A 14,247-nucleotide genomic window follows, 5' to 3' on the forward strand; every position below is an offset into this window, starting at 1 on the left:
TTCAAACGCGTGCCGGCCCCGCCCGGTGCATCGGCCGCCGCCGGCCGAAGCCGACCCGCCCCGCTCGCCGCCCACCTCCCCGCCCGCACCGATGCGGCCGGCACCCGCGTCCCGGTCGTGCGTGGTTCCTCGCAATTCGACTTTTGTGCGCGCGCAACAATGGCGATGCCTCGCGCCCGGCGCCCTGCGGGAAACTCGCCTCCCGCACGGCACCGGGCGCGACGGTCTTCGAAAACCACATCTCACGAGGACATACCATGCAACTCCAATCCCATCCCGCGTGCCGCCCGTTTTATGAAGCCGGCGAACTCACGCAACTGACAGCCTTTTATGAAGAGGGACGTAATGTCATGTGGATGATGCTGCGATCGGAGCCGCGGCCGTGCTTCAACCAGCAACTCGTTACCGACATCATCCATCTCGCACGCGTTGCACGCGACTCGGGCCTGCCGTTCGACTTCTGGGTGACGGGCTCGCTCGTCCCCGAGCTGTTCAACGTCGGCGGCGACCTGAGCTTTTTCGTCGACGCGATCCGCAGCGGCAAGCGTGACCTGCTGATGGCCTATGCGCGCTCGTGCATCGACGGCGTGTACGAGATCTACACGGGCTTCGGCACCGGGGCGATCTCGATCGCGATGGTCGAGGGCAGCGCGCTCGGCGGTGGTTTCGAGGCCGCGCTCGCGCATCACTACATGCTCGCGCAGAAGGGCGTGAAGCTCGGGTTCCCCGAGATCGCGTTCAACCTGTTCCCGGGCATGGGCGGCTATTCGCTCGTCGCGCGCAAGGCCGATCGGGGCGTTGCGGAGCAACTGATCTCGACCGGTGAAGCGCACGCAGCCGAGTGGTACGAGGATCGCGGCCTGGTCGACCAGACGTTCGACGCAGGTGACGCATATCTCGCGACGCGCACCTTCATCGACGTGATGAAGCCGAAGCTGAACGGCGTGCGCGCGATGCTGCGCGCGCGCGAGCGGGTGTTCCAGCTCACGCGCTCCGAGCTGATGGACATCACGGAAGCGTGGGTGCATGCGGCGTTCACGATCGAGCCGAAGGATCTCGCGTATATGGAACGCCTCGTGATGCTGCAGAACCGGCGCGTGTCGAAGCTGCGCACGGTGTAACGCGGCGAGCGCCGCCGCTGGCCGGCGGCGCCCGTTCGTGAACGAAGCTCAGGCGATCAGCCTGAGCTTTCTCGTCTCCGCGAGCCACGCCTCAAACGCCTGTGCCGGCATCGGGCGGGCGTAGTAGTAGCCCTGCGCATGATCGACGTCGAGCTGCTTGAGGAATTCGGCTTCCGCATGCGTTTCGACGCCCTCGGCGACCACCGCGAAATTCAGCGCCTTCGCGAGCGACACAACCGAGCGCACCAGCGCCTGCGAGCGCGGATTGCGGTCGATGGCCGTGATGAACGTGCGATCGAGCTTGATCGCGTCGAGCGGCAGGCGCGACAACTGCGACAGCGACGAATAGCCAGTGCCGAAATCGTCGAGATGGATCTCCGCGCCAAGCTGGCGGAACTGCCGCATCAAGCCGTTGGCCGCGTCTTCGTCCTCGATGAAGCAGCTCTCGGTCAGCTCGATGTCGAGCAGGCCGGGCTTGAGCCCCGCCGCGTCGAGGATCGACGCCATCTGGTGCACGATGTTCATGTCCTGCAACTGCCGCGCGGACACGTTCACCGCGATCCGGATGCCGAGCCCCTTCGCCTTCCATGCGGCGGCCTGCGCGGCCGCGGTACGCATCACCCAGCGCCCGAGCGGCGCGATCAGGCCCGACTCCTCCGCGAAGCGGATGAACTCGACCGGCGCGACGAGCCCGCGATCGGGCGACTGCCAGCGGACCAGCGCCTCGACCCCGTGCACGTCGCCGGTCGCGATATCGACGACCGGCTGGTAGTGCAGCACGAACTGCTCCTCTTCGAGCGCTTTGCGCAGGTTCGTGTCGAGCCACATGTACTTCGCGACCTTCTGGTTCATCTCCAGCGAGAACACGCGATACGTATGCTTGCCCTCTTCCTTCGCGACGTACATGGCCGTATCGGCGCTGCGGATCAGCGTCTCGAGCGAATCGCCGTGCTGCGGATGCATCGCGATGCCGATCGAGCAGCTCGTGTAGACCTCCATCAGCCCGAGATGAATCGGCGTGCGCAGCCGTTCGAGAATGATCTGCGCGGTCGCTTCGAGCAGCGGCCGCGTGCCGTGCTCGAACAGCACGAGGAATTCGTCGCCACCGAGCCGCGCGAGCGTCGCGCCGGACGGCAGGCAACCGCTGATGATCGCCGACACGTCCTGCAGCAGCCGGTCGCCGGTGATGTGCCCGTAGTGATCGTTGACGCGCTTGAAGTTGTCGAGATCGAGGAACAGGATGCCGACCTGCCCGCGCGTCGCGGCCGTCTCGGCCGCGATCGCCGCGTGGATGCGCTCGCTGATCGCATGGCGGTTCGGCAGGCCGGTCAGCACGTCGGTGTTCGCGAGTTCGCTGAGCCGCTGCTGCGCGCTGCGCTCCTCGGTAATGTCGATGCCCGAGCAGATCAGGAACTGCTCTTCGACGCCGCTGCCGCTCTGCACGAACTTGTTGCGGAACTGGAACAGGCGCGGCCCGTTGACCGTGTTGATGTAGCGCTCGACCGCGAACGAGTGGTTGCTCGCGAAAAAGCCCGTGATGTTGCTGCGCGACTGCGCGCCCTGCTCGGGGGTCATGAACAGCTCGAACGCGCTGCGGCCGATCACGTCGACCTCGCGCTTGCCCGTCACTTCCTCGCACAGGCGGTTGAAGCGCTGCACCATCCCGTTGCGGTCGAGAATCACCACGAGCGAATTCACTTCGGACACGACCTGCTCGGCGAACGCAAGCCCGTTCGCGAGATCGCCCGCGACGGACTCGGCATCGGAATAGGCGGACGCCGTGCCGGCCCAGTTGGTCGTGTCGACCTTCCGGCCGACGAGATGGAGGCGAACCGGTTCGCCGAACAGCGTGATGTCGAGCACGAGGTGCGACGTGACACCGGTCAGCGCGCGGATGTGCGCGGCCTGTTCGCCCGTCAGCGCGACGGCAACGTTGGTCAGGCCGCGGACGGCCGCCAGTTCGAGTGCATTGCTGTCGCTGCCGAGACGCCAGCAGGGGCTGCGCGTACCGACGTGCGCCTCGAGCACCGCGCTATCGTTTTCGTCATCCATGAAGACGCCCCGATCCAGAAAAAACGCACAGTGTAGACGGAGGCGAGCCGGCCGACCGCCGTTCCGGGCCGCGCATCGTGCGCGCCCGGCAAGGCGACCGTGATTGCCGTGATGATGGGCCTCGTCCCGTACTTGTTTCCCGCTAATGCGACCCGGCGTTCGCGCGTCATGCGCGCAGGTGCTGCCTAACGAATGATGAGAGCCATCTTATCAAATGACGATCAGGATTGGCACTCACATTTAGAGCAGAGTGTCAAGGAATTGGGACTCGATTGGCAAGCCGGATTTTTCATGATTGGCAGCTCGCTCAATTCCAGTTGCGGCGGTGCGCAACGGGTTCGGCGAATCGGGCTGAGTGCCCCGCCAGGCGGGCGTTTGCGGCTGATTCCGGCAATCGCGGAAAGCGCTGTGACAAGACCATGACGACAGGGTCGGATCGCCGTCAAGCGACCCGACTTTCCGTCGAATTTGATTCTTTTTGTGCGTTAATGCGCGACTTTATTCCACAGTCCGTTGCAATGCCGTTCGAGCACCGGCGTGGGGCGCCGGTGCCGGTTGCACGGCTCAGCCCGCCGCGCCGTATCCGCCGCCGCCCGGCGTTTCGACGACGAATACGTCACCCGCCGCCATCTGCGCGCGGCCGATATGGTCGAGCGCCTCGACCGTGCCGTCCGCGCGCTCGATCGTGTTGCGGCCGAGCGCGCCGGCCTCGCCGCCCGCCGCACCGAACGGCGCGTGGATCCGGTTGTTCGACAGGATCGACGCGGTCATCGGCTCCAGGAAGCGGATGCGCCGCACCGCGCCGTCGCCGCCGCGCCAGCGCCCACCGCCGCCCGATCCGGCGCGGATCCGGTGCGAGTCGAGCCGCACCGGGTAGCGCCATTCGAGCACCTCCGGATCGGTGAGCCGCGAGTTCGTCATGTGCGTCTGCACCGCGCCGACGCCCGCAAAACCGTCGCCGGCGCCACTGCCGCCCGCAATCGTCTCGTAGTACTGGTAGCGATCGTTGCCGAATGTGAAGTTATTCATCGTTCCCTGGCTCGACGCGACGCAGCCGAGCGCGCCGTACAGCGCGTTGGTGATGGCCGACGACGTCTCGACGTTGCCCGACACGACCGCCGCCGGATACTCGGGGTTCAGCATCGAGCGGGCGGGCACGATCACCGTGAGCGGCTTCAGGCAGCCGGCGTTCAGCGGGATGTCGTCGCCGACCAGCGTGCGGAACACGTACAGCACGGCCGCCATGCAGACGGCCTTCGGCGCGTTGAAGTTGTTGTCGAGCTGCGCGGACGTGCCCGTGAAATCGATTTCCGCGCGCCGCGCCGCCTGGTCGACGCGGATCGCGACGCGAATCTCCGCACCGTTGTCGAGCGCGTAGCGGTACGCGCCGTCCTGCAGCGCGCCGATCACGCGCCGCACGGCTTCTTCCGCGTTGTCCTGCACGTGCCCCATGAACGCGAGCACGACGTCGCGGCCGAACTGCGCGACCATCCGGCGCAGCTCGTCGACGCCCTTCTGGTTCGCGGCGACCTGCGCGCGCAGGTCGGCCATGTTCTGCTCGACGTTGCGCGCCGGGTAGCGGCCCGACGCGAGCAGCCCACGGGTCTCCGCATCGCGCAGCGTGCCGGCCGACACCAGCTGCCAGTTGTCGATCAGCACGCCCTCCTCGTCGATGTGGGTCGAATCGGGCGGCATCGAGCCCGGCGTCGTGCCGCCAATGTCCGCGTGGTGACCGCGCGAGCCGACGTAGAACAGCGGCGCGTCCGAGCCGTCCGCGAACACCGGCGTGATGACCGTCACGTCCGGCAGGTGCGTGCCGCCGTGATACGGGTCGTTCAACATGAACACGTCGCCGTCGCGCATGCGGCCGCGGTTGCGCTCGATCACCGTGCGGATGCTCTCGCCCATCGAGCCGAGGTGTACGGGCATGTGCGGCGCGTTCGCGATCAGGTTGCCGTCGCCGTCGAAGATCGCGCACGAGAAGTCGAGGCGCTCCTTGATGTTCACCGAGTACGCGGTGTTCTGCAGCCGCAGCCCCATCTGCTCGGCAATCGACATGAACAGGTTGTTGAAGATCTCGAGCCGCACCGGATCGGCGTCGGTGCCGAGCGAGCGGCGCGTCGGCAGCGGCGTGGTGCGTGTCAGCACGAGGTTGCCCTGCGCGGTCATCTCGGCGCGCCAGCCGGGCTCGACGACGGTCGTGCCGTTCTTCTCCGCGACGATTGCCGGGCCGTCGATCGCGTCGCCGGCCAGCAGCGTGTCGCGCACGTACAGCGCCGCGTCGTGCCATTGGCCACCGGAATAAAAGCGCACCGCGGAATGGGCGCGCAGCGCGGCATCGTCGCCGTTGCCTGCGTTGCGCGGCGCGAGCGGCGCGATCTCCACCGGCGCGTCCGAGCGGCCGATCGCCTCGACCGACGCGAGCTCGGCGACGAGCGGCGTGCCCGGCATCAGGAACGCGTAGCGCTGCCGGTATGCGGCCTCGAACGCCTGCTGCATCTCGGCGACGCTGCCCGCCGGCACGTCGAGCGCCGAATCGGTGCCCTGGTAGCGCAGGTGCACGCGCCGCTCGATCGCGATCCGCGCCGGCGGCACGCCCTGTTCGAGCAGCGCGCCGACCGCCTCGTCGGCCAGCCGGTCGAGCGCCGCATTCAGCGCCGGCAGCGAATCGTCCGACAACACGGCCTCGACCGCGCGCTCGCGCATCGCGGTCTGGTCGGCGAGGCCCATCCCGTACGCGGAAAGCACACCCGCGAGCGGATGCGCGAACACCTGCGTCATCCCGAGCGCGTCGGCCACGCCGCACGCGTGCTGGCCGCCCGCGCCGCCGAAGGTCGTCAGCACGTAGCGCGACACGTCGTGGCCGCGCTGCACGGAGATCTTCTTGATCGCGTTCGCCATGCTGCCGATCGCGATTTCCAGGAAACCTTCAGCGAGCGCCTCGGGCGTCTCGCGCCGCCCGGTGGCCGCGTGGATCTCGTCGGCGAGCGCCGCGAACTTCGCGACCACGCCGTCGCGGTCGAGCGGTTCGTCCGCGTGCGGGCCGAATACGCGCGGGAAATGATCGGGCTGGATCTTGCCGAGCATCACGTTGCAGTCGGTCACCGTCAGCGGGCCGCCGCGCCGGTACGCGGCCGGCCCCGGGTTCGCGCCGGCCGATTCGGGCCCGACGCGCAGCCGCGCGCCGTCGAAGCCGAGCACCGAGCCGCCGCCCGCGGCCACCGTATGGATGCTCATCATCGGCGCGCGCATCCGCACGCCGGCCACCTGCGTCTCGAACACGCGCTCGAACTCGCCGTGGTAGTGCGACACGTCGGTCGACGTGCCGCCCATGTCGAAGCCGATCACACGCTCGAAGCCGGCCGCCTGCGCGGCGCGCACCATCCCGACGATGCCGCCGGCCGGGCCCGACAGGATCGCGTCCTTGCCCTGGAACGCGTCGGCGCGCGTCAGCCCGCCGCTGCTCTGCATGAACTGCAGGTTCACGCCCGGCATCTCGTGCGCGACCTGCTCGACATAGCGGCGCAGGATCGGCGACAGGTATGCGTCGACGACGGTCGTATCGCCGCGCGACACCATCTTCATCAACGGCGACACCTCGTGCGACACCGACACCTGCGTGAAGCCGATGCGGCGCGCCAGTTCCGCCAGCGCGCGTTCGTGCGCGGTGTAGCGATAGCCGTGGATCAGCACGATCGCGAGCGCACGTACGCCCGAGTCGAACACGCGGCGCAGCGATGCTTCGGCGCCTTGCGCATCGAACGGCACGACGATGTCGCCGTGCGCGCCGATGCGTTCGTCGATCTCGACGACGGTCTCGTACAGCGCGTCGGGCAGCACGATGTCGAGATCGAACAGCCTCGGCCGGTTCTGGTACGCGATGCGCAGCACGTCGCGGAAGCCGCGCGTCGTCGCGAGCGCCGTGCGTTCGCCCTTGCGTTCGAGCAGCGCGTTGGTCGCGACCGTCGTGCCCATCTTCACCATGTCGACGCGCGCGGGCGTGATCGGCTCGCCGGCCGCGAGGCCGAGCAGGTGGCGGATCCCGGCCACGGCCGCGTCGCGGTACTGCTCGGGGTTCTCCGACAGCAGTTTGTGCGTGACGAGCGTGCCGTCGGGCCGGCGCGCGACGATGTCGGTGAACGTGCCGCCGCGGTCGATCCAGAATTGCCAGCGTGCGGTGTCGGAGGGAACGGGGGAAAGGTGTCGGTCAGTCATGATGTCGGGTCGATGCGTCGTGGAATCGTAGGACGAGCGCCGCCGCACGGCGCGCGTCGCGCGCCGTGTCACGGGGTCGGTCAAAGGGGAAGAAAAACGAAGGGCGGAGCGCCCCGCCGCTTATGCGGCGTCGAGTTCGCGGCCGCGTGTCTCGGGCAGCGTCAGCGCGGCGACGATCACCACGCCGTACGCGGCGACCGCGAAGATGCCGATGCTCATGCCGAGCCCGTATTGCTTGGACAGCGCGCCGATCAGGAACGGGAACAGCGCACCGATTGCGCGGCCCACGTTGTAGCAGAAGCCCTGGCCGGAGCCGCGCACGCGGGTCGGGAACAGTTCGGTGAGGAACGCGCCCATTCCGGAGAAGATGCCCGATGCGAAGAAGCCGAGCGGGAAGCCGAGCCACAGCATCGATGCGTTGGTCAGGTTCAGCGACGTGTACGCGAATGCGATCACCATCGAGCCGACCGCGAACAGGATGAAGTTCGGCTTGCGGCCAAGGCGGTCGGTCAGGTACGCGCTCGTCAGGTAGCCGACCCACGAGCCGAAGATGATCATCGCGAGATAGCCGCCGGTACCCATCACCGTGAGGTGACGCTCGGTCTTCAGGAAGGTCGGCAGCCACGTCGTGATCGCGTAGTAGCCGCCCTGCGCGCCGGTCGTCAGCAGCGCCGCGCGCAGCGTCGTCGTGATCAGCTTCGGCGCGAAGATCTCGGTGAGGCGCGGCGCATCGGCCACTTTCGCCTGCGCGGCCTTCTCCTTCTCGTAGACGTCCGGCTCTTTCACGTAGCGGCGGATCGCGACGACCAGCAGCGCCGGTGCCAGCCCGACGAGGAACAGCGCGCGCCACGCCTGCTCGGCCGGCAGCACCGAGAACAGCAGCGCATACAGCAGCGCGCACAGCCCCCAGCCGATCGCCCAGCCCGACTGCACGAGGCCGACCGCCTTGCCGCGATCGCGCGCGCGGATCACCTCGCCGATCAGCACCGCGCCGGCCGTCCATTCGCCGCCGAAGCCGAAGCCCATCAGTGCGCGCGCCGCGACCAGCTGGTGGTAGTTCTGCGCGAGCCCGCACAGCGCGGTGAACACGGCGAACCACAGCACGGTGAGCTGCAGCGTGCGCACGCGGCCGATCCGGTCGGACAGGATCCCGGCGATCCAGCCGCCGAGCGCCGACGCGAGCAGCGTGATCGTGCCGATGAAGCCCGCATCCGCGAGCGAGATGCCCCAGGTCGCGACGAGCGTCGGGATCACGAACGACAGCATCTGCGTGTCCATCCCGTCGAGCATGTAGCCGACCTTGCAGCTCCAGAACGCGCGGCGCTCGCGCGGCTGCGCATCCGCGTACCACGAGAACAGGCCGTTGCGCTCGGGGCTCGCGGGCTCCGCGGCGTTCGCCGCGAGGGTCTTGCTTTCCATGGTGGTGCTCCTGTCGTTATGCGCCGTCGAATGGCAATCGTGCGTGCGGTTTGTCGTGCGGGTGGTCGTCGCCCGAAATCAGAATACGGCCAGCGACGCGTTCGTGATGTCGGTCATCAGCATGTGGCCGGGCGTATGCGCGATCGCGATCGGCAGCTTCGCGTCCATCAGCGCGGTTTGCGGCGTCACGCCGCACGCCCAGAACACCGGCAGCTCGCCGTCGCGGATCGTCACCGCGTCGCCGAACTCGGGGGCATTCAGATCGGCGATGCCCAGTTCGCGCGGATCGCCGAGATGAATCGGCGCGCCATGCACGCCGGGGAACCGGCTCGTGATCTGCACCGCGCGGATCGCGTCGGCGCCGCGCATCGGCCGCATCGACACGACGAGCTGGCCGCCGAAGATCCCCGCGCGGCGATTCGGAATCGACGTGCGGTACATCGGCACGTTGCGCCCCTCCTCGACGTGGCGCAAGCCAATCCCTTCGCGGGCCAGCATGTCCTCGAACGAGAACGAGCAGCCGATCGCGAACACGACGAAATCGTCGCGCCACAGCGCTTCCAGCGATTCGACGCGTTCGGTCAGGCGGCCGTCGCGGTAGACGTTGTAGCTCGGCACGTCGGTGCGGATGTCGAGATCCTCGCCGAGCGCGTCGACCCGGAACGCGCCCGGTTCGCCGACGCCCAGCAGCGGGCAGGCTTTCGGGTTCGCCTGGCAGAAGCGCAGGAAATCGTGCGCGACCGCTTCAGGCAGGATCGCGAGGTTCGCTTGCGCGTACGGGCCGCAGTGGCCGGCGGTCGGGCCGCGGAACGCGCCGTGGCGCACGGACTGGCGGAATTCGGAAGGCGTCATGGTGGTCAAGGCTTGTGGCAGATCGGTATGTCGTCGGGATGACGGTGCCGTGTCATCGGATACGGCGAAGAATAGAAAAGAAAAAATTTTGTCGCCAACGAGTTTTTTTGCGCTTCGTGTATAGAATTTCTTAACGGATCTTGGGGTTTTCCCCGGCTTCGTTCACTTTTCCTCACCGGCAAAGTGCGCATCCACCCTCCGTCCGGCCGCCATGAACACGCGTTTTCTCGAAACCTTCGTCACGCTCGCGAAGCTGCGCAACTTCCGCACGACGGCCGCCGCGCTGCACGCGACGCCGGCCGCGATCTCGCAGCGCCTGAAGGCGCTCGAGGACGAACTACAGACGGTACTCGTCGACCGCGACAGCCGCGAGTTCCGGCTCACGCCGAACGGCGAATACCTGCTCGGCTATGCGAAAGCCGTGGTCGAGGCGACCCAGGAGCTGCAGGCCGCCGCGTCCGGCGAGAGCGCACTGCGCGGCAAGCTGCGGCTCGGCGTGATCGAGACCGTCGTGCACAGCTGGCTGCCGCACTACATGCGGCGGCTCGCGGCCGACTATCCGCAGCTCGAGATCGACCTGACCGTCGACGTCAGCGTCGTGCTGCAACGCCGGCTGATGGCGGGCGAGCTCGACCTGATCATCCGCGTGGAAGGCAGCGACGAGGCGTCGGTCGTGTGCGATGCGCTCGCGAACTATCCGGTGCGCTGGATCGCGCGCGCGGGGCTGCTGCCGAACACGCGCACGGGGCTGGCGCGGCAGGTGCTGCGCCAGCCGATTCTCACCTACGGGCGCGGTACGGCGCCCCATCGTGCGCTCGAGGATATCGTCCGCACGCTCGCGCACGCGCACGGCGTGCCGCTGTCGGACACGCGCATCACCGGGTCGCCGTCGATCTCGGTGATCGTGCAGCTCGTGCGCGACGGATTTGGCGTGGCGGCGATTCCGGTGCTGTTCGTCGATGCGTTGATCGAAAGCGGTGAAGTCGTGGAGCTGCCGCTACAGCCGTCGCCGCCGTCGATCGTCGTGTCGATGTCGCGACGAGCCGATGCGCCGCGGTTCGTGCATGGCGCGTCGATTGCGGCGCGGGCCGCATGTCACGAGTATTGCGAGAAGAGCAAGCGGTTGCTGGTCGAAGCGCTTTGATGCGGTGCGGGCCGGTGGATGGCGAGGTCGGGCATCCGGCACGCATTCGACATCGCCGCGCGAATCGCCCACAATCCCCAGCGACGCGTGGCCGCCACGCGTCGTGAATGCCGGCACGGCCGTCCGGCATTGACCGCTTCGCACGCCCCTGCACAACAAGAAGGCAACATGCAGACACGCACCGCTTCCGCTCGCCTGAACCTCGCGCGCGCCGTCATCGTCGCGCTGTACGTCGTGTCACTGCTGCTGCCGGTCGCCGCCGAACCGCCGAATGCGGCCGGCGCCGTGACCTGGCTGCGCGGTTATATGGTGCTCGCGATCGGCCCGCTCGCAATCCTCGACCTGCAATTTGCGTGGCTCGGCAACCCGCTGCTGCTCGTTGCGCTGATCAAGCCGAACCGAATCGTGTCCGCGCTGATTGCGGTGGCCGTGGTGTTCGCGCTCGGATGGCACACGATCCCGACCGGCCCGGACTTCAAGCCGATCCACGCGTTCGGCATCGGGTACTACCTGTGGATGGCAGCGATGGTCGGCGGCGCCGCGTTGCCGTGGATCGGTGGGCGCCTGAAGCAGGATGCCGCCGCGCCAGCGGCGGCGATCGCGCCGGATGCCCCGGCCGCATCGATCGATCCGATGGATTTCATTGATCCGATGGATGCGATGGAGGCCGCCGAGCGTGCCGATTCCGGCGGCGCGGCGCAACTCGACACCGCACCGTCACCGCCCGTTTCGCCGATTCCGCCGAGCCACTGGACCGTGACCGCGACCGATACGCGTATCGACGTGACCGATCACAACGGCGCAACGCACGGAATCGCGCTGTCCGACCTTGGCGCGGTCGTGATCGAAACCAACGACCAGGGGCCGTACGGGTCGTCCGTCTGGTGGATCCTGTTCGATACGAACAAGCAGTTCGCGTGCGGGTTCCCGCAGGGCGCCGACGGCGCGAAAGCGGCGGTCGACCGGCTGCTCGACCTGCCGGGCATCGATCACCGCAAGGTCATCGACGCGCAGACGTCGGTCAGGAACGCGATGTTCCCGATCTGGCAGCGTGCGGCGCGGGTGGAGGCGAAAGACGGTGAAGCGCAACGGGCCGACTGAATCCGCGTCGCAGCAAAGTTGAAGGGCACGGACGTGGAGACTCACGGCCGTGCCCCTGTCACCCGGCATCAGCCAGCCGGGGTCACCTTCTTTAGTGCGACCGCCCCGTATCCGTCCCCGGCGCGAACTCGATACCCCGCAGTACTTCCGCAAACTTCGCAGTCCGCAGCACGGCGAATTGCTCATGCGCCGCCGTCGTCGCGCTCGTGTTCTTCAGCACGTCGCGCACCGCCACCAGCCGGTTCGGGTCCGCACCGACGTCACCGTTGCCGCTGACCGTCGACGTAATCGCCCAGATCGTCACCGTGCCGTCGCGTTCGACGCGGCCCGTCAGGTTGCGCAGGCCGGCCGTCGCCGGTGCCCACGGCAGGCCCGTCGCCGAATTGTTGCCCGCCGGATAGCCCGCGACCGAATACGGCTGGCCCAGGTTCAACCCGCTCTGCAGCGTATAGGCAAGCTTCCACTGCTTCGTGCCTGCGTCGTAGACCCACTTCTGCAGGCCCGCCGTCGTCTGCGCAGCGGCATGCGTGTACAGGTCCGCGCCGCCCGTGTAACCGTCGCCTTCGTCCGCGACGTACAGCGTGTTCGCGTCGGCGAACCAGAGCCCGAACGGATAGGAGAGCGTCGTCGCGGTCTTGTTCGGCGTGGTCGGGAAGCCGGCCAGCACGCACATGTTGTTCGGCAGGCCAGCCGTCTGCAACGTGGCGGCGTTGTACGCGAGCGGCGCCGTCGGCAGCACGGCCTTCGGCGACGGCACGCCGACGCCCGACGGGCACGCGGTGCCGGTCGTATCGACGAAGTACACCGTGTTCACGCCGTTGCCGCCGCTGCCCTTCGTGTAGTACACGACGTTGTCGTGCACCGCGATGCCGCGGAAGTTGTCGTCCTTGCCGATCTTGTCGGCCTTCGCGCCGAGCTCCGTGACCGAGAAGCTCGCGAGCGGCGTCGGCACGCCCGGATCCTGCTGCGCTTCGTGATGCTTCGCGCCGTCGATGAGCTGCGCGCCCGCGCCGAGGATCACGTTGTCCGGCTGCGGGTTCGAACCGTTGCCGGCGTTGCCCGACGTGTAGTAAATCTCGCGGCCGTCGCGATTGTTCAGGATCGCCGCGCGGCCGTTGTTGCCGCTGTACGCATTCGTCTCGGTGAAGCGGAAATGCCCGTGGCGATCGATGCGCGCGATCGCGCGGTAGAAGTTCTGCCCGTCCGGGTTCGTCGTATCGACCGCGAGCGGCGTGTTCGAGTTCGACACGTCGACCGTGTTGACCGGCGCGACGTAACCCATGAACGTCAGGTAGCTGCCGTCGAGCGACAGGTGCAGGCCAAGCTCCGACTTCGAGCTGAAGCTCGTCACCATCTGGTCGTGCGCGAAGCCCTTCTGCAGGCTGTTCGGCACTTCGAGCGTGCTGACGACACCGCCGGCCGGCGTGATCTGGTCGAGGAAGATGCGCGAGGTGATGCCGAAGCTGCCGTCGTAGCGGTCGTTGTTCCACACATACGGATAGGTACCGTCGTTCGGCGCGCCGGATGCCGCGCCGCAACCGCCGGTGGTCTTCGCGCAGTTCGGCGGCAGGATCGCGCCGGGCTGGACGTTGCTCGACACGTTGTCGTACACGCTGCGGCTGAGGACCAGGAAGCCCGGCACGAAGCCCGGCGTAAAACGGCTGTCGCCGTCGTTGTCGTGCGGGGCAGCCTGCGCGCCGATGCTCGCGGCAATCAGCGTCAGTGCAAAGACAGGAACGGTACGATCGCGCAACGCGCGGCGGCGCTTCGCGGACAAGGCGAAATTCGGCATGGACAAGGCTCCGTACGACATCGAGTGAGGACGTTGTTGGTGGACAGACTGACGACGTGAAGCCCCGCCACCTTAGCCATGCTTGATGAAGAATTGATTGCACGCGATCTCGCGGAAACCCGCTTGCGTATACGGGTTTCCCGGTGCAGCGCCTTGTTATTTATCCGTAATGCGAAAGAAATGAATCAGACAGCCATTCAGGCCGATTTCCCCGCATGCGGCTGCGTGAGCTTGCCGTCGCCATACTCGCGCAACACTTTCGAAATCACCACGCGATAGCCGTCCAGCCAGCGTGCCTGTTTCGTCTTTGCCTCGAGATGCGCCGGGTGCTGCATCAGCTGCTGCAGCGCCGCCTCCGACTCCCAGTAGTAGACGTTCTGGATCAGCCCCGCTTCGGCGTTCTCCCACGTCTCCTCGCCGAGATAGCCGGGCGTCGCGCGCGCCATGTCGGCAATCTGCCGGTCGAGCCGGTGGAATTCGTCGTCGTATTGCCCGGCACGGAAAATGAAGGTCGACGCGTACATGCCCGCTCCATCGAAAGCGATTGAAAG

At 67.4% G+C, this 14,247-nt stretch carries 9 protein-coding genes; 3 read left to right on the forward strand and 6 right to left on the reverse strand.

Going from position 1 to position 14,247, the window contains the following annotated elements; genetic code table 11:
- The first annotated feature begins 257 nt into the window (after window positions 1–257).
- Entirely contained in the window at window positions 258–1,121 is an 864-nt protein-coding gene (locus BCEP18194_RS35605) for a crotonase/enoyl-CoA hydratase family protein (protein WP_011356164.1), read from the forward strand.
- Window positions 1,122–1,169: 48 nt separating this feature from the next.
- Here BCEP18194_RS35605 and pdeR read toward each other — a convergent pair whose 3' ends face one another.
- The 4 genes from pdeR to BCEP18194_RS35625 form a co-directional block, all read right to left on the reverse strand.
- Entirely contained in the window at window positions 1,170–3,173 is a 2,004-nt protein-coding gene (pdeR, locus tag BCEP18194_RS35610; protein WP_011356165.1) for a cyclic di-GMP phosphodiesterase, read from the reverse strand.
- 564 nt (window positions 3,174–3,737) lie between these two features.
- Complete coding sequence (locus BCEP18194_RS35615; protein ID WP_011356166.1) at window positions 3,738–7,388, reverse strand: hydantoinase B/oxoprolinase family protein; 3,651 nt, start codon at window positions 7,386–7,388, stop codon at window positions 3,738–3,740.
- 120 nt (window positions 7,389–7,508) lie between these two features.
- The gene (locus BCEP18194_RS35620; RefSeq protein ID WP_011356167.1) at window positions 7,509–8,807 is read right to left on the reverse strand and encodes an MFS transporter; all 1,299 of its coding nucleotides are present in this window, start codon (window positions 8,805–8,807) and stop codon (window positions 7,509–7,511) included.
- A 78-nt stretch (window positions 8,808–8,885) separates the two neighbouring features.
- Window positions 8,886–9,659 (reverse strand): putative hydro-lyase, encoded by a 774-nt coding sequence (locus tag BCEP18194_RS35625; protein WP_011356168.1) that lies wholly within the window; start codon window positions 9,657–9,659, stop codon window positions 8,886–8,888.
- Window positions 9,660–9,870: 211 nt separating this feature from the next.
- Between BCEP18194_RS35625 and BCEP18194_RS35630 the strand changes: the two genes are divergently transcribed.
- Complete coding sequence (locus tag BCEP18194_RS35630; RefSeq protein ID WP_011356169.1) at window positions 9,871–10,803, forward strand: LysR family transcriptional regulator; 933 nt, start codon at window positions 9,871–9,873, stop codon at window positions 10,801–10,803.
- A gap of 168 nt (window positions 10,804–10,971) precedes the next feature.
- Window positions 10,972–11,904 carry a hypothetical protein gene (locus BCEP18194_RS35635; RefSeq protein ID WP_050781640.1) on the forward strand — a complete coding sequence of 311 codons (933 nt, stop codon included), beginning with the start codon at window positions 10,972–10,974 and terminating at the stop codon, window positions 11,902–11,904.
- 91 nt (window positions 11,905–11,995) lie between these two features.
- On the opposite strand, the gene BCEP18194_RS35640 is transcribed toward BCEP18194_RS35635, so the two are convergent.
- Window positions 11,996–13,696, reverse strand: coding sequence for a hypothetical protein (locus tag BCEP18194_RS35640; RefSeq protein ID WP_011356171.1), 1,701 nt, complete (start codon window positions 13,694–13,696; stop codon window positions 11,996–11,998).
- Window positions 13,697–13,893: 197 nt separating this feature from the next.
- A complete protein-coding gene (locus tag BCEP18194_RS35645) occupies window positions 13,894–14,220 on the reverse strand; it encodes an antibiotic biosynthesis monooxygenase family protein (RefSeq protein ID WP_011356172.1) in 327 nt (108 codons plus the stop codon).
- Window positions 14,221–14,247: the final 27 nt, after the last annotated feature.

The sequence above is a fragment of the Burkholderia lata genome (genome assembly GCF_000012945.1).
Lineage (GTDB): Bacteria > Pseudomonadota > Gammaproteobacteria > Burkholderiales > Burkholderiaceae > Burkholderia > Burkholderia lata.